Annotated in this window: 18 protein-coding genes; 4 read left to right on the top strand and 14 right to left on the bottom strand. The window is 71.0% G+C overall.

The window, feature by feature from the left end; translation table 11 throughout:
* Complete coding sequence (gene ispG / locus RY076_RS07590) at positions 1-1,161, bottom strand: flavodoxin-dependent (E)-4-hydroxy-3-methylbut-2-enyl-diphosphate synthase (protein WP_323096997.1); 1,161 nt, start codon at positions 1,159-1,161, stop codon at positions 1-3.
* Positions 1,162-1,222: 61 nt separating this feature from the next.
* The gene (locus RY076_RS07585) at positions 1,223-2,569 is read right to left on the bottom strand and encodes a M50 family metallopeptidase (protein ID WP_323096995.1); all 1,347 of its coding nucleotides are present in this window, start codon (positions 2,567-2,569) and stop codon (positions 1,223-1,225) included.
* Positions 2,570-2,667: 98 nt separating this feature from the next.
* On the opposite strand from RY076_RS07585, the gene RY076_RS07580 reads away from it, so the two are divergent.
* Positions 2,668-3,375: a hypothetical protein gene (locus tag RY076_RS07580; protein WP_323096994.1), complete on the top strand. Its 708-nt coding sequence runs from the start codon at positions 2,668-2,670 to the stop codon at positions 3,373-3,375.
* A gap of 28 nt (positions 3,376-3,403) precedes the next feature.
* Here the strand turns inward: RY076_RS07580 and dxr are convergent, their stop codons facing one another.
* The 11 genes from dxr to RY076_RS07525 all read right to left on the bottom strand — a co-directional run bounded on the left by dxr (position 3,404) and on the right by RY076_RS07525 (position 16,237).
* Positions 3,404-4,612 carry a 1-deoxy-D-xylulose-5-phosphate reductoisomerase gene (gene dxr / locus RY076_RS07575; protein ID WP_323096992.1) on the bottom strand — a complete coding sequence of 403 codons (1,209 nt, stop codon included), beginning with the start codon at positions 4,610-4,612 and terminating at the stop codon, positions 3,404-3,406.
* 111 nt (positions 4,613-4,723) lie between these two features.
* A complete protein-coding gene (locus RY076_RS07570; protein ID WP_323096991.1) occupies positions 4,724-5,245 on the bottom strand; it encodes a pyridoxamine 5'-phosphate oxidase family protein in 522 nt (173 codons plus the stop codon).
* Positions 5,246-5,297: 52 nt separating this feature from the next.
* Positions 5,298-6,554: a hypothetical protein gene (locus RY076_RS07565; RefSeq protein ID WP_323096990.1), complete on the bottom strand. Its 1,257-nt coding sequence runs from the start codon at positions 6,552-6,554 to the stop codon at positions 5,298-5,300.
* A gap of 46 nt (positions 6,555-6,600) precedes the next feature.
* Entirely contained in the window at positions 6,601-7,626 is a 1,026-nt protein-coding gene (locus tag RY076_RS07560; RefSeq protein WP_323096989.1) for a DnaB-like helicase C-terminal domain-containing protein, read from the bottom strand.
* 114 nt (positions 7,627-7,740) lie between these two features.
* The gene (locus RY076_RS07555) at positions 7,741-9,225 is read right to left on the bottom strand and encodes an NAD-dependent succinate-semialdehyde dehydrogenase (protein ID WP_323096988.1); all 1,485 of its coding nucleotides are present in this window, start codon (positions 9,223-9,225) and stop codon (positions 7,741-7,743) included.
* Between the two features lie 80 nt (positions 9,226-9,305).
* Positions 9,306-10,553, bottom strand: a complete 1,248-nt coding sequence (locus tag RY076_RS07550) for a saccharopine dehydrogenase family protein (protein ID WP_323096986.1) — start codon at positions 10,551-10,553, stop codon at positions 9,306-9,308.
* Positions 10,554-10,572: 19 nt separating this feature from the next.
* Positions 10,573-11,349 (bottom strand): ABC transporter permease, encoded by a 777-nt coding sequence (locus RY076_RS07545; RefSeq protein ID WP_323097199.1) that lies wholly within the window; start codon positions 11,347-11,349, stop codon positions 10,573-10,575.
* A 35-nt stretch (positions 11,350-11,384) separates the two neighbouring features.
* Positions 11,385-12,305 (bottom strand): ABC transporter permease, encoded by a 921-nt coding sequence (locus RY076_RS07540; protein ID WP_323096985.1) that lies wholly within the window; start codon positions 12,303-12,305, stop codon positions 11,385-11,387.
* Complete coding sequence (locus RY076_RS07535) at positions 12,302-13,438, bottom strand: ABC transporter ATP-binding protein (protein ID WP_323096983.1); 1,137 nt, start codon at positions 13,436-13,438, stop codon at positions 12,302-12,304. Before RY076_RS07535 ends, RY076_RS07540 begins: the two co-directional genes overlap by 4 nt.
* Complete coding sequence (locus RY076_RS07530; RefSeq protein ID WP_323096982.1) at positions 13,438-14,679, bottom strand: polyamine ABC transporter substrate-binding protein; 1,242 nt, start codon at positions 14,677-14,679, stop codon at positions 13,438-13,440. The genes RY076_RS07535 and RY076_RS07530 overlap by 1 nt, the downstream gene beginning before the upstream one ends.
* Before the next feature lie 109 nt (positions 14,680-14,788).
* On the bottom strand, positions 14,789-16,237 hold the full coding sequence (locus RY076_RS07525) for a gamma-aminobutyraldehyde dehydrogenase (RefSeq protein WP_323096981.1): 1,449 nt from the start codon (positions 16,235-16,237) through the stop codon (positions 14,789-14,791).
* Between the two features lie 114 nt (positions 16,238-16,351).
* On the opposite strand from RY076_RS07525, the gene RY076_RS07520 reads away from it, so the two are divergent.
* From RY076_RS07520 to RY076_RS07510, 3 genes are all read left to right on the top strand, one after another.
* Positions 16,352-16,870 (top strand): Lrp/AsnC family transcriptional regulator, encoded by a 519-nt coding sequence (locus RY076_RS07520; RefSeq protein ID WP_323096980.1) that lies wholly within the window; start codon positions 16,352-16,354, stop codon positions 16,868-16,870.
* Positions 16,867-18,306, top strand: coding sequence for an aspartate aminotransferase family protein (locus RY076_RS07515; RefSeq protein WP_323096978.1), 1,440 nt, complete (start codon positions 16,867-16,869; stop codon positions 18,304-18,306). The genes RY076_RS07520 and RY076_RS07515 overlap by 4 nt, the downstream gene beginning before the upstream one ends.
* A 176-nt stretch (positions 18,307-18,482) precedes the next feature.
* Complete coding sequence (locus tag RY076_RS07510) at positions 18,483-19,274, top strand: hypothetical protein (protein WP_323096977.1); 792 nt, start codon at positions 18,483-18,485, stop codon at positions 19,272-19,274.
* A 50-nt stretch (positions 19,275-19,324) separates the two neighbouring features.
* On the opposite strand, the gene RY076_RS07505 is transcribed toward RY076_RS07510, so the two are convergent.
* The gene (locus RY076_RS07505) at positions 19,325-20,263 is read right to left on the bottom strand and encodes an AEC family transporter (protein WP_323096976.1); all 939 of its coding nucleotides are present in this window, start codon (positions 20,261-20,263) and stop codon (positions 19,325-19,327) included.
* Positions 20,264-20,366 lie beyond the last annotated feature (103 nt).

Raw genomic sequence — 20,366 nt, 5'->3', positions numbered from 1 at the left:
TCAGCCGACGGTGACGCTGGGGCTGCCCGCGGCGTCGTCGTCGATCGGCTCGCCCATCTCCTCGGCGATCCGCATGGCCTCCTCGATGAGCGTCTCGACGATCTGGGTCTCGGGGACGGTCTTGACGACCTCGCCCTTGACGAAGATCTGGCCCTTGCCGTTGCCGCTCGCGACACCGAGGTCGGCCTCGCGGGCCTCCCCCGGGCCGTTGACGACGCATCCCATGACAGCGACGCGCAGCGGGACCGTCATGCCCTCGAGGCCGGCGGTGACCTGGTCGGCGAGCGTGTAGACGTCGACCTGCGCCCGGCCGCACGACGGGCACGAGACGATCTCGAGCTTGCGGGGCTTGAGGTTGAGGCTCTGCAGGATCTGGTTGCCGACCTTGACCTCCTCGACCGGCGGGGCCGACAAGGACACACGGATGGTGTCGCCGATGCCGCGCGAGAGGAGGGCGCCGAAGGCCGTGGCCGACTTGATGGTGCCCTGGAAGGCCGGGCCCGCCTCGGTGACGCCCAGGTGCAGGGGCCAGTCGCCGCGCTCGGCGAGCAGCTCGTACGCGCGGACCATGACGACGGGGTCGTTGTGCTTGACCGAGATCTTGAAGTCGTGGAAGTCGTGCTCCTCGAAGAGGCCCGCCTCCCAGACCGCCGACTCGACGAGCGCCTCGGGCGTCGCCTTGCCGTACTTGTCCATGATCCGCTTGTCGAGGCTGCCGGCGTTGACACCGATGCGGATGGAGACGCCGGCGTCCTTGGCCGCCTTGGCGATCTCCTTGACCTTGTCGTCGAACTGGCGGATGTTGCCCGGGTTGACGCGCACGGCCGCGCAACCGGCGTCGATCGCCGCGTAGACGTACTTCGGCTGGAAGTGGATGTCGGCGATGACCGGGATCTGGCTCTTCCTCGCGATCGCGGGCAGGGCGTCGGCGTCGTCCTGGCTCGGGCACGCGACACGCACGATGTCGCAGCCGGCGGCGGTCAGCTCGGCGATCTGCTGGAGGGTCGCGTTGATGTCGGTCGTCGGCGTCGTGGTCATCGACTGCACGGAGATCGGGAAGTCGGAGCCGACCCCGACCTTGCCGACCTGGATCTGGCGGGTCTTGCGACGGGGCGCGAGGACCGGCGGGGGCGCGGACGGCATGCCGAGGGAGACGCTCATGCGGCCCATTATGTCGCGGCGCGCCGCGGTTCCCGAGGGGCGCTCCCCCGAAGGCCCGCGCTCAGCCGAAGAAGCTGATCGGCTTGACGATGTCGGCGTAGATGAGCAGCACCGACATCGTGATGAGCACGAGGCTCATGCCGTACGCGATCGGCAGGCCCTTGGCGACGTCGACGTAACCGGGGTCGGGTCGGTTGCGCACGCGGGCGACGCCCTTCTTGATCGCCTCCCAGATCGCGCCCGCCACGTGGCCACCGTCGAGCGGGAGCAACGGGATGAGGTTGAAGACGAAGAGGGCGAGGTTGAGGGAGGCGATGAGCAGCACGAGCTGGGCGAGCTTGACCCAGTTGCCGCCCTCGGAGTCGGGGATGTCGATGGCCGCGACCTCACCGCCGAGGCGACCGACGCCGACGACCGAGATGGGACCGTTCGGGTCGCGCTCGCCGGAGCCGAAGGCCGCCTGCACGACGCCGGCCATCTTCTGCGGGATCTGCACGATGATGCCGGCGGTGTCGAGGACACGGGCCCAGACGTAGCCGGGCGCCTCGAGCACGGGCGTCTTGACGAGGTCCTGGCCCGGCACGATGCCGGCGTAGCCGACCGGCGCGAGCACGAGCTTGCCGTCGCGCACCACGGGCTTGTTGTCTGCGCCGTACGTGGCTCGCTCGAGCTTCGCCGGCGTGACGGTGACGTCGACCTTCTGGTCGCCGCGCTGCACGACCCACGCCATCGGCGTGCCGGCGTGGTCGCGGATCGTGGCCGACACCTGGTCCCACGAGCTGACGGCCTTGCCGTCGATGGACAGGACGCGGTCGCCCTGGCGCAGGCCTGCCGCGGCCGACGGCGCCTGGGGGTCGCCCGGGGCGCACGTCGGCTGGGGGTTCTGGACCGTCGGGGCCGCGGTGGGGACGCACTGGGCCACCATGCCGACCTTGGCCGCCACCTGCGGCAGGCCGTAGAGCGTGATGACGCCGGTGATGAGGACGAAGGCGATGAGGAGGTTCATCATCGGCCCGCCGAGCATGATGACGATCTTCTTGCCGGGGCTCAGCTTGTAGAAGACCCGGTCCTCGTCGCCGGGCTGGACCTCCTCCATGGAGTCCGCGCGCGCCTGGTCGACCATCTGGCTGAACCTGCCGGTCGAGAGGGTGCGCAGCTCGCCGGGCTTGTCACCCGGGCGCGGCGGCAGCATGCCGATCATCCGGACGTAGCCGCCGAGCGGGATGGCCTTGATGCCGTACTCGGTCTCGCCACGCTTGCGCGACCACACCGTCGGGCCGAACCCGACCATGTACTGGGTCACCTTGACGCCGAACTTCTTGGCGGGGACGAGGTGGCCGATCTCGTGGAGGGCGATGGACAGGGCCACGCCCACCACGACGACGAGGACCCCGAGCACGAAGAGCATGACCCATTGTCACATCCGGCGGCGGCCGTTCCGCCCCCTCCCGCGAGTCCGCGGAAATGCCGGGGACGTGGACAGTGGCCACCCGCGACACTCGGTGGATGCAGGCACCGACGGAGGACGCGTTCCGGGCCCTGGCGCGCTCGTCGCCATGGCTCTTCACGACCCTGCACCTCACCGTGCGCCGACCGGGCCGCTCGCCCGTCGAGGCATGGCTCTCCCGGCCCGGCCGGCTGGCCGTCGAGGTCGACGGCGCCCGGCACGTCGTCACGGGCGTGCCGTACGGCAAGGCGGTCCTGCGCGCCGACGGGGCCGACCCGTCGCCGTGGGTCGCGTCGCCGCCGCAGGACCACACCCCGCGGTGGCGCGGGGACGGGCTCGTCGACCAGCGGCCCGGACGGCTCGACGTCGACTACGACGACCCGCTGTGGGGCTCCTACGACTGGGTGGCCATGCTCGACCCCGTCGAGCTGTCGGTCGGGACCCGGCTGCGCGACCTTCAGGCCACCACACGGGCCGGGCGCGAGACGTGGTGGGCCCTCGCCGTCGGCGTCGACGGCTACGACCCGCGGTGCTCGTGCTGCCCGCTGCTCTGGGGCGCCGAGTCGGAGCGGCTGTACGCCGGCCCCGGCGACGGACCCCTGCGCGCCGTCGACGAGTACCCCGAGTGGCTGGTCGGACTCGACCGCGCGACCGGCGTCGTCGTGTCGTGCGAGCCGGTGGGGCCAGTCGGGGTGCGCGACGGGTTCTTCGTCGACCTGCACGAGGTCGACGCCGTGCTACAAGAGGCCCTCTTCGTTCCGCGCTGAACCAGCCCGACTCGAGGTGGGTCTCGAGTCAGGGGGTTGCGACGAGGCGGCCTGCGGCGTCCCGGGCCCAGGCGTCCGCGGCGAGCACGTCCTCCAGCGTCAGCTCACCGACGCGTGAGGCCGGCTCGGCGGCGTACGCGTCGACGACGCGCGCCACCGTGTCGACGATGTCGACGAAGCCGATGCGCCCGTCGTGGAAGGCGTCGACGGCCACCTCGTTGGCGGCGTTGTAGACGGCCGGCCACGTGCCACCGGCCTCCCCGACGCGTCGGGCGAGGGCCACCGCCGGGAACGCGTCGTCGTCGAGCGGCTCGAACTCCCAGCTCTGCGCCTTCGTCCAGTCGCACGGCACGTCGACGTCGGGCACCCGCTCGGGCCAGCTCATCCCGAGCGCGATGGGCACGAGCATCCGCGGCGGCCCGGCCTGCGCGATCGTCGAGCCGTCGACGAACTCGACCATCGAGTGGATCATCTGCTGCGGGTGCACGACGACCTCGATGCGCTCGAACGGGATGTCGAAGAGCAGGTGCGCCTCGATGACCTCGAGGCCCTTGTTGACGAGCGTCGCCGAGTTGGTCGTGATGACCCGGCCCATCGCGAAGTTCGGGTGCGCGAGCGCCTGCTCGGGGGTGACAGCGGCGAGCTCGGCCCGGCTGCGGCCGCGGAACGGGCCGCCGCTCGCGGTGACGACGAGCCGCCGCACCTCCTCGGCGCGGCCACCGCGCAGCGACTGGGCGATGGCCGAGTGCTCGCTGTCGACCGGCACGATCTGGCCCGGGGCGGCTAGCGCCTTGACGAGGGGGCCGCCGATGATGAGCGACTCCTTGTTCGCGAGGGCCAGGGTGGTGCCGGCACGGAGGGCGGCGAGGGTCGGCTCGAGCCCGATGGCACCGGTGATGCCGTTGACGACGACGTCGGCCTCACGCCCCGCGAGGGTCGTGCTCGCGTCGGAGCCGACGAGCAGCTCGGGCGCGTAGCCGGTGACGCCCGACGCGTCGGCGGCCGAGGCGAGTGCCGCAGCGAGGTCGTCGGTGCTCCCCGCCGCGACCGCGACGACCGGGACGCGCAGGGCCACGGCCTGCTCGGCCACGAGGGCGAGGTTGGACCCGGCGGACAGGCCGACGACCTCGAACCGGTCGGGGTTGCGGCGCACGATGTCGATGGCCTGGGTGCCGATCGAACCGGTCGATCCGAGCAGGACGATCCGGCGGGGGCGGGCGGAGGCGGCGTCGGTCACCCCCGCATTGTTCCGCACCACCGGGCGGTCGCCGCGACGGGCATCGGGTGGGCATCGGGTGGGCGTCGGGTGGGCGTCGGGGCCGGCGTTCGAGCGGGTGGCCGACAGGTGTCAGGCCGTGACACCGCGCGAGCGGAGCAGCTCGTCGCGCTTGAACGCGTACGCCACCGCCCACGTCATCCGCATCCGGTAGAGCCGGATGTCGTCGCCCCACGAGAACGGGCTGCTGCCGTAGTGCGCGGTCCAGTGCGCGTCGACGGCGTCGAGCTCGGGACCTGCGGGGATGCGGTCGGCGTAGCCGTGGGTGAAGAGGGCGAGCTCCTCGCCGTCGACGTGCGCCACGCTGACGGCCGGACGCCGCTCGAGGTGGCGCGCCTTGGCCGACGTGCCGCTCGTGCCGAAGGTCCAGGTGCCGTGCAGGAAGTGCCCGTCGAGGGCGCTGATGCGCGGCTCGCCGACGGCGGTGACGGTGGCGACGCTCAGCACCTTCATCCCGGTGAGCAGTTGCGCGAGCTGCCGGGCCGTCAGCGTGCGCTCGTCGGTGATGATCCCGCGCAGGTGGCCGGTGGCCTTCGCGTGGGAGCGGTCGAGGAGCTCCTGCAGGGCGTCGAGCTCGGCGTCGGTGTCGTCCATCCCTCGACGGTAGGCGCAGGGTCCGACAGCCCACCCGACCGTCCTTGCGGTCTCACCACCAGCCGAGGTCGAACGACGCGACCCCGAGGTCGCCCCAGCCCCACCAGGCGTGGCTCGGCAGGTAGGGCCGCGCGGGCACGACGACGTGGGGCGGCGGCAGCAGGACGCTCGACGGGACGCTGGGAGGCGCGCCCGGCACCGTGCCGGCATCGTCCGTGGCCTGGGCCGGCGACGACGCGGCCGGCTCCTCGGCTGGGGCACCCGACGACGGCGGCAGTCCCTGTGCTCCAAGCGATCCCGGCGCGATCGGTGACCCCGGCGGCAGGAAACCGGTGCGCGGGTCGCGAGGCGCCGCGACGCCGGCCTCCGCGAGCGTGCGCACCGTCTCCAGGCGGGACCGGAGGAACACGGTCAGTCCCGACGTGTCCGGCGTCGTACCGGGCGTGGTCGGCAGCCAGGCGGTCACGGTCTCGCCGAGCCGGGACCCCCCTGGCACCGGCTCCACGACCGTCTCGACGTCGCTCTCGCGCGGAGCGCTGAGGTCGCGCTCGACGATGCGCATCAGGCCGGCCGACTCCACGAGCACCGACACGCTGGCGCCACGACGGCCGTCCGGGCCCCGGTGCACGGCCAGAACGTGCTCGGTGCCGGGTGCGTCGGCGAGCTCGAGGCGCACGACGCGCTCGACGTCCGGTCGCAGCACCGACTCGGACGCCGGGTCGGTGAGGAAGCTCCAGAGCTGGTCGGGGGCCAGTGCGACCTCGACCGACGCGGACACCGTCACCGGCACCACGGCCGGAGAGAGCCCTCGGTGCAGCGACGCGTTCGGGCCGTCGGGCGCGGCCGAGGCCTCGGGCACGTCGCGCGGACGTCGCTCGACGTCGGCCTTGAGCCCGAGCAGCCCGCGCGCGATCCAGGTGCGGGCGAAGCCGGCGAGCGGGTCGTCCGGCGCCAGGCCCCCGAGCACCTGCGTCACGACGGTGCCGTGGTCGAGCGGCTCGAGGGTCGTGGTCAGGTCGAACGGTGCGGCGCCGTCGGCCGACCGCGCCACGACGCGTCGGCCCGGCTCGAGGTCGACGACGGTCGACAGGCCGGCCCACAGACGACCGTCACCGCGACGCCACACCCCGGCGAACTCCGGCAGCCCGGCCGGTTCGGCCCGCGGGAGCGCGAGGACACCGACGCAGTCGACCCCGTGCTCCGCGCCGGGCGCCGGGGCCACGAGGGCCTCCCAGACCGCGTCGGGGCCCGCCTCCACGAAGACGCGGTGGCTGACGTCCCGCGGCACGACGCTGACGGGCTCCTGCACGCCGCCGCCTCCGAGAAGACCGCGCAGGAAGCCCATCGCCCCGACCTCAGGAGACGAAGACGCGCTCGTCGATGAGGCGCTCGGTGACCGCCTTGCCGTCCGGCTCGAACCGCCCGTGCTCGAAGTCCTTGGCGAACTCGAGCTCGACGCCGGCCCGGCCGTGACGGTTCTTCTCGATGGTGACGACCGTCCAGCCGCGGAACCGCTGGATGTTGCCGAGGTCGTAGACGAGGTGCTCGCGCGAGACGACGTCGACCTTGTCGTTGACGATGAGGACGACGTCGGCCTCGTAGGCGAGCGCCGACGACCCGCGCAGGTCGTGGGTCCGCATCCGGTGCCCGCTGGCGAGAGCCTCCTTGTCGGCCGCCGAGATCGTGACGATCGGCACCCGCGCCGCGAGCGCGAGGTCCTTGAGGCCCTCGGCCACGGCGGTGACGCGCGCGTTCTCGTCCTCGCCGTCGACGGGCACCTTCTGGATGTAGTCGATGAGGACGAACGGCGCCTGACCGGTGGTCTGCGTGACCCGGCCGATGACCGCGGCGATCTCCTCGAGCGACGTTGTCGCACCGGAGGACTCGTGGATCTGGAGGCGGTCGCCGTATCCGCTCAGGGTCTCGTGGGCGGCCGTGCCGCCGGGGAGGTCGGCCAGCACCGACGCGAGCGACGCACCGCCCGAACCGACCTCGAGGGCGCGCCGCACCTCGACGACCCCGGCGACGTCGCCGGCGTAGGCGCCGCTCATCTCCATGGCCTCCATCGAGATGAGGCGCTCGAGGAGCGTGTACGACTCGTGCTCGTAGGAGAACACGACCGCGGACCCGCCGGCGGCGACCGCGTTCCGGGCCATCTGCAGGCCGAGGGTCGTCTTGCCGTGGCCGGCCGGGCCCCCGAGGAGCACGAGCTCGCCGGCGCGGAAGCCGCCCGTCAGGGTCGCGTCGAGGACGGGGAACGCCGTCGGCCACACCTGGGCACCGGCCGCGCCGCCACGGCGCAGCACGTCGTCGGTCTCGGTGAGCAGCGCGTCGAGCGGGCGCAGCGAACCGGCATCACGGTGTCCAGCAGGGGTGACCATGCGCACGATTGCACCACGGGATCCCCTCCCGTGACCGCGTTTTCACGCAGGACGCCGGGGCACCCTCCAGGTGTCCCGGCGTCCTGCTCGCGTTGCCGCAGCTGCTGACGCGCGTCAGAGCGCGATGCCGACGTACTTCGTCTCGAGGTACTCCTCGATGCCCTCGAAGCCGCCTTCGCGGCCGACACCCGACTGCTTGACGCCACCGAACGGCGCGGCCGGGTTGGACACGATGCCCTGGTTGACGCCGACCATGCCGTACTCGAGCTCCTCGCTGACGCGGATGGCCCGGGACAGGTCGCGCGTGAACAGGTAGGCCACGAGGCCGTACTCGGTGTCGTTGGCGAGCCGGACGGCCTCGTCGTCGTCGGAGAACGACGTGACCGGCGCGACCGGACCGAAGATCTCCTCACGGGCGAGGTCGGCGTTCGTGGGGACGTCGGCGAGGACGGTCGGCTCGTAGAACCAGCCGGCCCCCTCGCGCGCCTTGCCGCCGGTGAGGACCCGGGCGCCCTTGTCGACGGCGTCCTGCACGAGGGCTCCGACCTTGGTGCGTGCGTTCTCGTCGACGAGCGGGCCGACGTCGACGCCGTCCTCGGTGCCGTGCCCGAGGGTCAGCGCACCCATCCGCTCGGCCAGCCGCGACGAGAACTCGGTGGCGAGCGACTCGTGGACGTAGAAGCGGTTGGCGGCCGTGCACGCCTCACCGATGTTGCGCATCTTGGCCAGCATCGCGCCCTCGACGGCCTTGTCGAGGTCGGCGTCGGGGAAGACGAGGAACGGGGCGTTGCCACCGAGCTCCATCGACACGCGCAGGATCCCCTCCGCGGCCTGCTCGATGAGCTTGCGGCCCACCGGGGTCGAGCCGGTGAAGGTCAGCTTGCGCAGGCGCGGGTCGCGGATGAGCGGCTCCATGACGTCGCCGGTGTGGCTCGTCGTGACGACGTTGAGGACGCCGTCGGGCACGCCGCACTCCTTGAGGAGGTCTGCGAGCGCCAGCATCGTCAGCGGCGTCTGGCTGGCCGGCTTGACGACCATCGTGCAGCCCGCCGCGATGGCCGGGCCGATCTTGCGGGTGCCCATCGCCAGCGGGAAGTTCCACGGCGTGATCATGAGGGTTGGGCCCACGGGCTGCTTCATCGTCATGAGTCGCGTCGCACCGTTCGGGGCGGTCGACCACCGGCCGGAGACGCGCACGGCCTCCTCGGAGAACCAGCGGAAGAACTCGGCGCCGTACGCGACCTCGCCCCGCGACTCGGCGAGCGTCTTGCCCATCTCGAGGGTCATGAGCGCCGCGAACTCGTCGGTGCGGGCGACGATGCGCTCGTAGGCGTCGCGGAGGATCTCACCGCGGTCGCGCGGGGCGGTGCGCGCCCACTCGGCCTGGGCGGCCACGGCGGCATCGAGCGCGGCCCGGCCGTCCTCGACGGTCGCGTCGGCCACGTGGGCGATGACCTCGCCCGTGGCCGGGTCCTCGACGGCGATGGTGGCGCCGCTGCCGCTGTCGCGCCACGACCCGCCGATGAACAACCCCTTGGGGACCGCCTCGACCACCGACTCGAAGGTCGCCTTCACTGACTCCTGTGTCACGCCTGCCATGCTCCTCAGCCTAGGTCCCGTGGGGACCGGTTCTCTCTCGGGTGGTTCGGGGGTGGTTCGGGGGCGCGTCAGCGGCCGCGTCAGCGGTCCTCGAGGCCCCACGGCGAGCCGTAGCCGTCGGGCTTCGGGGCCGCGAGCAGCTCGAGGAAGGGGACGGCGTCGAACGCCTCGGGGCCGAGCACGCCGGCACCCTTCCACGTGCCGCGCGCGAGCAGCTCGAGCGCGACGACCGGGTTGACGGCGGTCTGCCACACGACGCACTGGGCGCCGTAGTCGCGCATCGTCTGCTCGTTGTCGACGACGTGGAACAGGTACGTGCGCCGCGGCTGCCCGTCGGTGCCGGTGCCGGTGACGAAGAGGCCGGCGCAGGTCTTGCCCGTCATCCGCGGACCGATCGTCGCCGGGTCGGGCAGCACGGCGGCGACGACGTCGCGCGGCGACACCTCGACTCCCTTGACACGCACCGGCTCGGTGCGGTCCAGGCCGAGCGTGTGGAGCACCTTGAGGATGGTGATGAACTCGTCGCCGAGGCCGTACTTGAAGGTGGCCCGCTTCGCCTCGACCCACCGCGGCATGAGGAGCACCTCCTCGTGCTCGACGTTGACGCACTCGACCGGCCCGATGCCCTCCGGGAAGTCGAAGACCTCCGGCTCGCTGAAGGGCTCGGTCGTGAACCAGCCGCGGTCCTTCTCCCAGACCACCGGCGGGTTGAGGCACTCCTCGATCGTCGTCCACATCGAGAAGCTCGGCGCGAAGATCTCGTTGCCTTCGTCGTCGCGCACGACGAGGTTGGCGCCGTCGCGGGTGCCGAGCTCGTCGATGTCGGAGAAGAGGTGGTCGGCGGCGTAGCGGGCGAAGACGTCGGACAGCCCCGGCTCGACGCCGATGCCGACGAGGGCGAGACGGCCGTCGGCCTCCCACTCCCCCGCCACCTCGAACTGCTCGTCGCCGAGCTTGACGCCGGTCTCGGCGTAGGGCCGTTCGGGGTGCGGCCGCGACAGGCTCATCGCCATGTCGAGGTAGTCGGCCCCGGCGGCCTTGGCGCCGTGGAAGATCGAGAGGTTGAACTTCGGGTCGACCGCGTTGAACACGTGGGTCGTGCCGTGCTCGCGGGCGAGCGCGGTGACGGCACCGGCGTCCGACGCGTCGACGCGGGCCGCGACGAACCGCGTCTCCCCCGGGTGGCGCTCCACCACGGCCGCGGCGGTGCGTTCGGCACGCGTCGCGTCGAAGTCGGAGACGACCCACTGCTCGAAGAAGCTGCGCTCGGCGGCGATGCGCGCGGCGGCGTCACCGACTCCGCCGGAGCCGATCATGAGGACACGCAAGAAGACTCACTCCAGAGGGTCAGGCCGTCGCGCCGCGGCGGCGTCGGCTGCCGATGACCTGGGCAGCGATGACGCAGAGGACGGCGATGACGAACATCGAGAACCCGATGACGTTGGCCTGGGCCGGGATGCCGCGGGTGTAGGACACGTAGACGAACTTCGGGAACGTCGTCTCGTTGCCGGAGACGAAGTTGGTGATGATGAAGTCGTCGAAGGACAGCGAGAACGACAGCAGGGCGGCGGCGACGATGCCCGGCAGCGCCAGCGGGAAGGTGATCCGCAGGAAGGTCGTCCTCGGGTTGGCGTAGAGGTCGGACGCGGCCTCCTCGAGGCGCGGGTCGAGGCTCTGCAACCGCGCCTTGACGGTGACGACGACGAAGCTGATGCAGAACATGATGTGCGCGATGACGACGGTCCAGAAGCCGAGGTCCATGCGGAAGGCCTGGATGAAGATCGTCAGCAGGCTGGCGCCGAGCACGACCTCGGGGGTCGCCATGGGCAGGAACACCAGGACGTTCGTCGAGCTGCGCCCCCGGAACGTGTAGCGCACGAGCGCGAACGCGATGAGGGTGCCGAGGATCGTCGCCACGAGGGTGGCCAGCGCCCCGATCTTGATGCTCTCGACGAGGGCGGGACAGACGCCCGGCGCCCCGCACGGGTTGGCCCAGTGCTTGAGCGTCGGGCTGCCCTCCGGGTTCCACGTGATGTTGGACCGGCGGTAGTTGTTGAAGGAGAAGACGAACGTGTAGAAGACCGGCAGGAAGAGGTAGACGAGGACCCCGACCGCGATGATCATCGCGATGTGGTCGCTGACCCAGGAGCGTGCGCGCCTCACAGGACCTCCTCCGTACCGAACCGTCGCACGTACCCGAGGACGAGCACGAGGATGAGGATCATCAGGCTGATCGACAGCGCGGCGGCCGTCGGGTAGCCGCCGAGCACCGAGAAGAACTGGCTGTTGATGACGTTGCCGACCATCTTGGTGCTGGTGTCCGAGCCGAGCAGCTCCGCGTTGACGTAGTCACCGGCGGCGGGGATGAACGTCAGCAGGGTGCCGGCCAGGATGCCCGGGGCCGCGAGCGGGATCGTGACCGTGCGCAGGTTCGTGAACCGGTCGGCGTAGAGGTCACGCCCGGCCTCGAGCAGGCGCGGGTCGGCACGCTCGAGGCTGGTGTAGATCGGCAGCACCATGAAGGGCAGGAAGTTGTACGTCAGGCCCGCGACGACGGCGACCCAGGTCTCGGTGATGTGCCCGCCCGGGAGCAGGTGCAGCGTGCGCAGCGTCGAGGCGACGAAGCCGTCGTCGGCGAGGATCTGGCGCCAGGCGATGGTACGCAGGATGAACGAGGTGAAGAACGGTGCGACGACGAGGATGAGCATGACGTTGCGCCACCGGCCGGCCTTGAACGCCATCGCGTACGCCAGCGGGAAGGCGACGACGAAACACAGGACCGTGGCCGTGCCGGCGTAGAGCAGCGAGCGCAGGAAGTGCTCGCCGTACGTCTTCAGGGCCTCGACGTAGTTGCCCACGTTGACGTCGCGGTAGTAGTAGCCGGGCGCCCCGGGCCACTGCGACTGCAGGCTCGCCGAGCCCAGCTGGATGAGCGGGACGATGAAGAAGAGCGTCAGCCAGAGCAGGCCGGGGATCAGCAGGAGGTACGGCGTCAACCTGCGCCGCTTGCCGCCGGCGCGGGGTGGCGTCAGCTGCGGGTCGCCCGCCTCCCGGGCACTCGCCGCGACGGCGGTGGTCATGCCCCGTCCTCCACGAGCGCCGCCTTGTGGCCGCCACCGTCGACCGGCACGGCGAAGGCGTGGGTGGGGTCCCAGGACAGCCACACGTCGTCCCCCGGGCGGACGCTGATCGGCTCGACGTCGAGGTTCTGCTCGTAGACGCTCCAGTTGGCACCGCTCGGGACGGTGACGAGGTACTGGGTGGCGACGCCACTGAAGGAGACGTCGGTGACCGTGGCCCGCACGTCGTTGCCCGTGCCGTCGGGCTGGGACTCGTGGATCCGGACCTTCTCGGGACGGACGCCGAACATCAGCTCGCCGTCGTGGATCTCCGTGCGCTGCTTCGGGATCCGGACCTTCGTGTTGCTGACCTCGGCCATGACGAACTCGCCGTCGGTGCCCAGGATCCGGCCGACGCCGAGGTTGGACTGACCGACGAAGTTGGCCACGAAGGCGGTCCGCGGCAGGTCGTAGAGACGCTCGGGCGGCCCCATCTGCTCGATCCGGCCACCGTTCATGACGGCGACGGTGTCGGCCATGGTCATGGCCTCCTCCTGGTCGTGCGTCACGTGGATGAAGGTCAGCCCGACCTCGCTCTGGATCCGCTTGAGCTCCACCTGCATCTGGCGTCGCAGCTTGAGGTCGAGGGCGCCCAGCGGCTCGTCGAGCAGCAGCACCTCCGGGTGGTTGACGACGGCTCGCGCGAGCGCGACACGCTGCTGCTGACCACCGGAGAGCTGCATGGGCTTGCGGCCGGCCAGGTGCGAGAGCTGGACGAGCTCGAGCGCGTCGTCGGCCTGACGCATCGCGTCGGGAGCCTTGCGACGCTTGGGCCCGAACGCGACGTTCTCCCGGATGGTCAGGTGCGGGAAGAGCGCGTAGCTCTGGAAGACCGTGTTGACCGGCCGCTCGTGCGGCCGCGTGCCGGTCAGGTCGGTCTCGCCGATGAGCACCCTTCCGGCCGTGGGCTGCTCGAGCCCGGCGACCATGCGCAGCGTCGTCGTCTTGCCGCAGCCCGACGGGCCGAGCAGTGCGAAGAACGAGCCGCGCGGCACGACGAGCGAGAGGTCGTCGACGGCCGTGAAGTCGGCGAACTCCTTGGTGACGTTCTCGAGGACGAGGTCGCCGTGCGCCTCGCGCGTGTTCGTGGCCATCAGTTGCCCACCGCCGTGCTCCAGATCTGGGAGAACTTCTGGTCCTCCGCCGGTGACAGGGCCCGGAAGCTCCGGGTGTTGGCCCTGAGGTACTCCTCCGTGGGGAAGATCATCGGGTCGTCCACGAGGGTCGGGTCGACCTTCTTCATCTGCTCCTGGGCACCCTGGACGGGGCAGATGTACGCGACGTACGCGGCGACCTTGGCGGCCACGAGCGGGTCGTAGTAGTAGTCCATCAGCCGCTGCGCGTTGCGTCGGTGGCGCGAGGTGATGGGGACCATCATGTTGTCGCTCCAGAGGGTGCCCTTGGACTCGGGCAGCACGAACGTCCAGTTGTCGTCCTTGGTGTTCGTCTGCAGCTGGGCGATGTCGCCGCTCCAGACGATGCCCGCGATGGCGTTGCCGCTCGTGAGGTCCTGAAGGTAGGAGTTGCCCTTGATCCGGCGGATCTGGCCGTTGGCCAGCTGCTTGGACACCTCGTCGACGCCCTTCTGGAACTGCTCCTCGGTGAAGGGCTGGGAGATGTCGACACCCTGCCGCAGCATGATGAGCCCGACGGTGTCGCGGAACTCCAGCAGCGCCGTGACCTTGCCCTTGAGGTCGGGGGCCCAGAGGTCGTCGAGCGTCTTGAGCTCCCGACCGACCTTGCCCTTGTGGTAGCCGATGCCGGCGAAGCCGCTCTGCCACGTCAGCGAGTGGTTGCGGCCCGGGTCGAAGGAGACGTCCTGCAGGATGGGTCGCAGGTTCGAGGCGTTGTGCATGCGGATCAGCTCGAGCGGCTGCACGAACCCCTGCTGGATCATGCGGTTGGCCATCCAGTCGGTGAAGACGAAGATGTCGCGGTCGATGTCCTGGTTGGCCTGCAGCTGCGGCGCGATCTTCGTCGCGTACGTCTCGTTGTCCTCGATGTCCTCCGAGTAGGTGGCCGTGATGCCGGTCAGCTTCTGGAACGCCTCGAGCGTGGGGTAGGTCTTCGTCTTGTCGTCGTAGTCGAGGTAGGCCGTCCAGTTCGCGAACTTGACGATCTTCTCGGTGTCGGAGACGTCCTTGGGGAGCGTCAGCGTCGGTGCGGCGCCGGCACTCGCGCTCGGGGGCGGCGGCGGCGCGCACGCGGACAGGCCGAGGGCGGCGAGACCGGCCGCGCCGCCCCCGAGCAGGCCGCGCCGTGAGAGGCCGGACGATGCGGCCATGGAGGCCAGGGCTCGGATGCCGGGATCCGAGGGGGGTCGACGCCTGTTCACGCCTTCTCCTTCACATGCTGGTGAACGCGCCCGGCCCGAGTGGGCCGGGCCGTCGGACGGCCCTGTCCGTCCGTGCTTGCCTGGTACTGCTCCCCTGTGGTCGTCCCGGTCAGGACTCGATGTTGGCCATGACGTGCTTGATGCGGGTGTAGTCCTCGAACCCGTACATCGACAGGTCCTTGCCGTAGCCGGAGTGCTTGAACCCCCCGTGGGGCATCTCGGCAACGATCGGGATGTGGGTGTTGATCCAGACGCACCCGAAGTCGAGCTTCTTGCTCATGCGCATGGCGCGTCCGAAGTCCTTGGTCCACACGCTCGACGCCAGGCCGTACTGGACGCCGTTGGCCCAGGCGAGCGCCTCGGCCTCGTCGGTGAACTGCTGGACGGTGATGACCGGGCCGAAGATCTCGGTCTGGATCTGCTCGTCGTCCTGGCGCAGGCCGGCGAGCACGGTCGGCTCGAAGTAGAAGCCGTCGCCGAGCCCCTCGGCGCGGCGGCCGCCGGCGGCCACGCGGGCGTGGTCGGGCAGGCGGTCGATCATGCCGCTGACGTGGGCGACCTGGTTCGGGTTGTTGACCGGGCCGAAGAGGGCGTCGGGGTCGTCGGGCAGGCCGACCTTGGCCTCGTTCCTCGCGTACTCGGCGAGCGCGGCGACGAAGTCGTCGTGGATGCGCGGGCCGGCGAGGACGCGGGTGGCGGCGGTGCAGTCCTGGCCGGCGTTGAAGTAGCCGCCCACCGCGATCCCCTCGACGGCGGCCTCGATGTCGGCGTCGTCGAAGACGACGACCGGCGCCTTGCCACCGAGCTCGAGGTGGACGCGCTTGAGGTCCTTCGCGGCGCTCTGGGCCACCTGCATGCCGGCCCGGACCGAGCCGGTGATGGCCACGAGCGCCGGCGTCCGGTGCTCGACGACCATCCGGCCGGTCTCGCGGTCGCCGGTGACGACGTTGAAGGTGCCCTCGGGCAGGAACTCCGAGGCGAGCTCGGCGAGGAGCAGGGTGGTCTCCGGCGTCGTGTCGGAGGGCTTGAGGACGATCGTGTTGCCCGCGGCGAGCGCCGGGGCGATCTTCCACATCGCCATCATCATCGGGTAGTTCCACGGCGTCACCTGGCCGACGACGCCGATCGGCTCGCGGCGCACGAACGAGGTGTGGCCCTTCATGTACTCGCCGGCCGCCTTGCCCTCGAGGACGCGCGCGGCCCCGGCGAAGAACCGCAGCTGGTCGACCATCGGCGGGATCTCCTCGCTCGCCGTCAGGGCGTGCGGCTTGCCGGTGTTCTCGCCCTCGAGGCGGACGAAGTCGTCGGCCCGGGCCTCGATGGCGTCGGCGAACTTCAGCAGCGCGGCCTGGCGCTCGCCCGGCGTCGTGTCACCCCACGTCTCGAAGGCCTTCGACGCGGCGTCGTAGGCCCGGTCGACGTCGCCCTGGGTGCTGACGGGGGCCTTCGCGACGACGCCGGCGGTGGCCGGGTTGACGATGTCGGTGGTCGCGTCGGTCTCGGGGTCGAGGTACTGGCCACCGATGAAGTTGCGGAGCTGGCGCGGCTGCGAAGTCATGGCGAAACTCTAAACAGAGTCCTGCGCAATGGTGAAGGGTTGCGGCGATAAAACTTCGGAATCAGTTGAACAGGGGCTTGCCAACGCCGTGTTCCACAGGTCAAGATCGGGCCCATGACGACCATCCGAGGCGTGGCCAACGGGGCCAGCGGCACCAACGGGGCCAAGCGGCACCGTCGTGGCGGCGTCAACCTCGACGACGTCTCCAAGACGATCATCGAGCTGCTCCAGCAGGACGGCCGCAAGTCCTACGCCTCGATCGCGACCGAGGTCGGCCTGTCCGAGGCGGCGGTGCGCCAGCGCGTGCAGCGCCTGCTCGACGCCGACGTCATGCAGATCGTCGCCGTGACCGACCCGCTCCAGGTCGGTTTCCAGCGTCAAGCGATGATCGGCCTGCGGGTCACCGGCGACATGTCGGCCGTGGCCGACGCGCTGTCGGACATGGACGAGGTGTCCTACGTCGTGACGACGGCGGGCAGCTTCGACATTCTCGCCGAGGTCGTCTGCGAGGACGACGACCACCTCCTCGAGCTGCTGACCAAACGGATCCGCACCCTCGAGGGCGTGCTCGCCACCGAGACGTTCGTCTACCTCAAACTCAACAAACAGCTCTACAACTGGGGAACACGATGAGCATCAACCCGAACGAGGTCTGGGAACCGGCGTCGGACCAGCGCACCCCCGCGGGCACGCTGTTGTCGGATGCCGCACGCGATCACCTGTGGATGCACTTCACGCGCCACTCGGTGTTCGAGGACCCCGGGGACGGCGGCCTGGGCCACTCCGTCCCGATCATCACCCGCGGGCAGGGCTGGAAGATCTGGGACGACCGGGGCAACGAGTACATCGACGGACTCGCCGGCCTCTTCGTCGTCCAGGTCGGCCACGGCCGTGAGGAGCTCGCCGAGGCGGCGGCCAAGCAGGCCAAGGAGCTCGCGTTCTTCCCGCTGTGGAGCTACGCGCACCCCAAGGCCATCGAGCTGGCCGAGCGTCTGGCGGGGCACGCGCCCGGCGACCTCAACCGCGTCTTCTTCACGACCGGTGGCGGCGAGGCCGTCGAGACCGCGTGGAAGCTGGCCAAGCAGTACTTCAAGCTGACCGGCAAGCCGACCAAGCACAAGGTCATCTCCCGCGCCGTGGCCTACCACGGCACGCCGCAGGGCGCCCTGTCGATCACCGGCATCCCGGCCGCCAAGGAGATGTTCGAGCCTCTGGTGCCCGGGGCGCACAAGGTGCCGAACACCAACATGTACCGCGCCCCCGAGCACCTCCAGGGCGACGAGAAGGCGTTCGGCCGCTGGGCCGCCGACCGCATCGCCGAGGCGATCGAGTTCGAGGGCCCCGACACCGTCGCGGCCGTCTTCCTCGAGCCGGTGCAGAACTCCGGCGGCTGCTTCCCGCCGCCGGCCGGCTACTTCGAGCGGGTCCGCGAGATCTGCGACGAGTACGACGTGCTGCTCGTGTCCGACGAGGTCATCTGCGCGTTCGGCCGCATCGGCTCGATGTTCGCCTGTGACGACTTCGGTTACGTCCCGGACATCATCACGTGCGCCAAGGGCATGACGAGCGGCTACTCCCCCATCGGCGCGATGATCGCGAGCGACCGCCTCTTCGAGCCGTTCAGGAAGGGCACCGACTACTTCCCGCACGGTTACACCTTCGGCGGCCACCCGGTGTCGTCGGCCGTGGCCCTGGCCAACCTCGACATCTTCGAGCGCGAGGGTCTCACCGACCACGTCAAGCAGAACGCCCCCGCGTTCAAGGCCACGCTCGAGAAGCTGCTCGACCTGCCGCTCGTCGGCGACGTCCGCGGCGCCGGCTACTTCTACGGCATCGAGCTCGTCAAGGACAAGAAGACCCGCGAGACGTTCAACGACGCCGAGTCCGAGCGGCTCCTGCGCGGGTTCCTGTCCAAGGCGCTCTTCGACGCCGGCATCTACTGCCGCGCCGACGACCGTGGCGACCCCGTCGTCCAGCTCGCCCCGCCGCTCATCATGGGCCAGGAGCAGTTCGACGACATCGAGTCGCGGCTGCGTTCGGTGCTCACCGAGGCGGAGAACCACCTCTGACGCGTCGAGCCACTCGGGCTCAGCGTCAGGACGCCGGGTTGTCTCAGGGAGGGGACGCCCGAAGGGGCCGGTCACCGAGGAACGGTGACCGGCCCCCGGTCGTTCCCGGGGTACGTGACCGGCGACCGTCGCCGGCACACCCGTCGCCACATGTGACGCCGACGCAAGGAGACGACATGGGATTCCTCGACCGACTGCTGGGCCGTGAGCCGCAGTCCCGACCAGCCGCAGGCCAACCCGGCTGGGGTGGGACCTCGGGCGCACCTGCACCGACCGGTGCGCCGTACGCCGTCCCGGGGGCCGACCCCTACGCGGTGCCCGCGCCGCGCGGCGGTGCCTCCACCGAGGACGAGCGCGCCATCGCCCGGTACCGCTACCTGCTGCGCACGGCGCCGCCCGAGGACCTCGAACGCGTCCACGCCGACGCGTTCGCGCAGCTGTCCCCCGAGCAGCGCCAGATGGTGCTCCAGCGGCTGACCGAGGACCTCCCGGAGTCCGAGCGCCCGCGCAGCGACGCGCCCGCCGACCTCGCCCGGAGCGCCACGCGTGCCGAGCTGCGCCGACCCGGCTACCTGCAGGGTGCCTTCGCCGGTGGCGGTCGCGGGATGGGCGGCGGCATGGGCGGCGGGATGGGCATGGGCGGCATGATCGCCGGCTCGATGCTCGGCACCATCGCCGGCGTCGTCGTCGGCTCGATGGTGGCCGACGCCCTCTTCGACGGCTACGACCAGTCGCCCGAGGCCGCGCAGGCCGGCGAGGGCGACGGCTCGTCCGACGCGTCCGACGCCGGTGGCGCCGATGCCGGTGGCGCGGGCGAGACGGGAGGCGACGCTGGTGCTGGTGACGCCGGTGGCGACGTCAGCGCGGCCGGCGAGGGCTTCGGCGGCGGTGACCTCGGCGACTGGGGCGGTGGCGGCGACCTCGGTGGCGACTTCGGTGGCGACTTCGGCGGCTTCGGCGACTTCTGAGTCGGCTCCCGCATCGAGACCCCTGACGGGGCCGCCACCCGGTGGCCCCGTCAGACGCCGGCGAAGGCGTGGAACAGGGCCGCGATGGCGAGGATGACGGGGATCGAGGCGAACGTGCTGACGAAGATGACGTCACGGGCGAGGTTGACCTCGCGGCGGTACCGCACCGCGTAGGTGAAGATGTTCTGCGCCGTCGGCAGCGCGGCTGTGACGACGACCGCGAACAGGGCCTCCCCGCGGAGCCCGAGGGCCAGGCCGACGCCGAGCGCGACGGCCGGCATGAGCAGCACCTTGAGACCGACGATGGCCCAGACGTGCTCGGCCGATCGGCCCGTCGCCGGTCGCGGGCCGCGCCGAAGCGAGATGCCGAACGCGACGAGCATCGAGGGCACCGCCATGCGCCCGAGCAGCTCGATGGGGTCGGCGACGACCCGGGGCAGCTGCACGTCGAACACTGCGATGAGCAGGCCGGCGATGGCGCCGAGGGTGATCGGGTTGCTGAACATCCGGCGCACCGAGCGGAGCAGGCGCGGCCGCTCGCCCTGGGCGTCGCTGTCGAACAGGGCCATGTACACGGGCGTGATGACGAGCAGCTGCATGAGCAGCGTCGGGGCGACCCACGCGACGTCGCCGAGCACGTAGAGCGCGATGGGGATGCCGAGGTTGCCCGCGTTGACGTACGCGGCGGACAGGCTGCCGATGAGCCGGGAGCCGAGCGTCCCTCCGGCCCAACGGAACCGGGCGATCGCCAGGTAGAGGCCGACGATGATCGCGAAGCTGATGAGCGACGTGACGAGGTTGGCGGACAGGACGGCGTCGAGGGGCGTGCGCTGCATGACGGTGAGCAGCAGCGCCGGCGAGGCGACGTGGAAGGCCAGCCGCGAGAGGGTCACCTGCGCGCTGTCGTCGAGGACGCGTCGGTCGGCGAGCAGCCAACCGACCGCGACGATGATGGCGATCGTGGCGAAACCCTCGAGGACACCGAGCACGCCGTGATCCTCGCAAAACCGGCACAGGGCCGTGACACCGGTCCATCCACCGGCGCGCCGCGGCCCGGGGCGGTCGCCGGCGCCGCCGCCGCGGCAGGATGAC

The organism is Intrasporangium zincisolvens, assembly GCF_034724055.1.
In the GTDB taxonomy this organism is placed as follows: domain Bacteria; phylum Actinomycetota; class Actinomycetes; order Actinomycetales; family Dermatophilaceae; genus Monashia; species Monashia zincisolvens.
The sequence above is the reverse complement of the archived record's forward strand: the minus strand, read 5'-3'. Positions and strand labels throughout refer to the sequence as shown.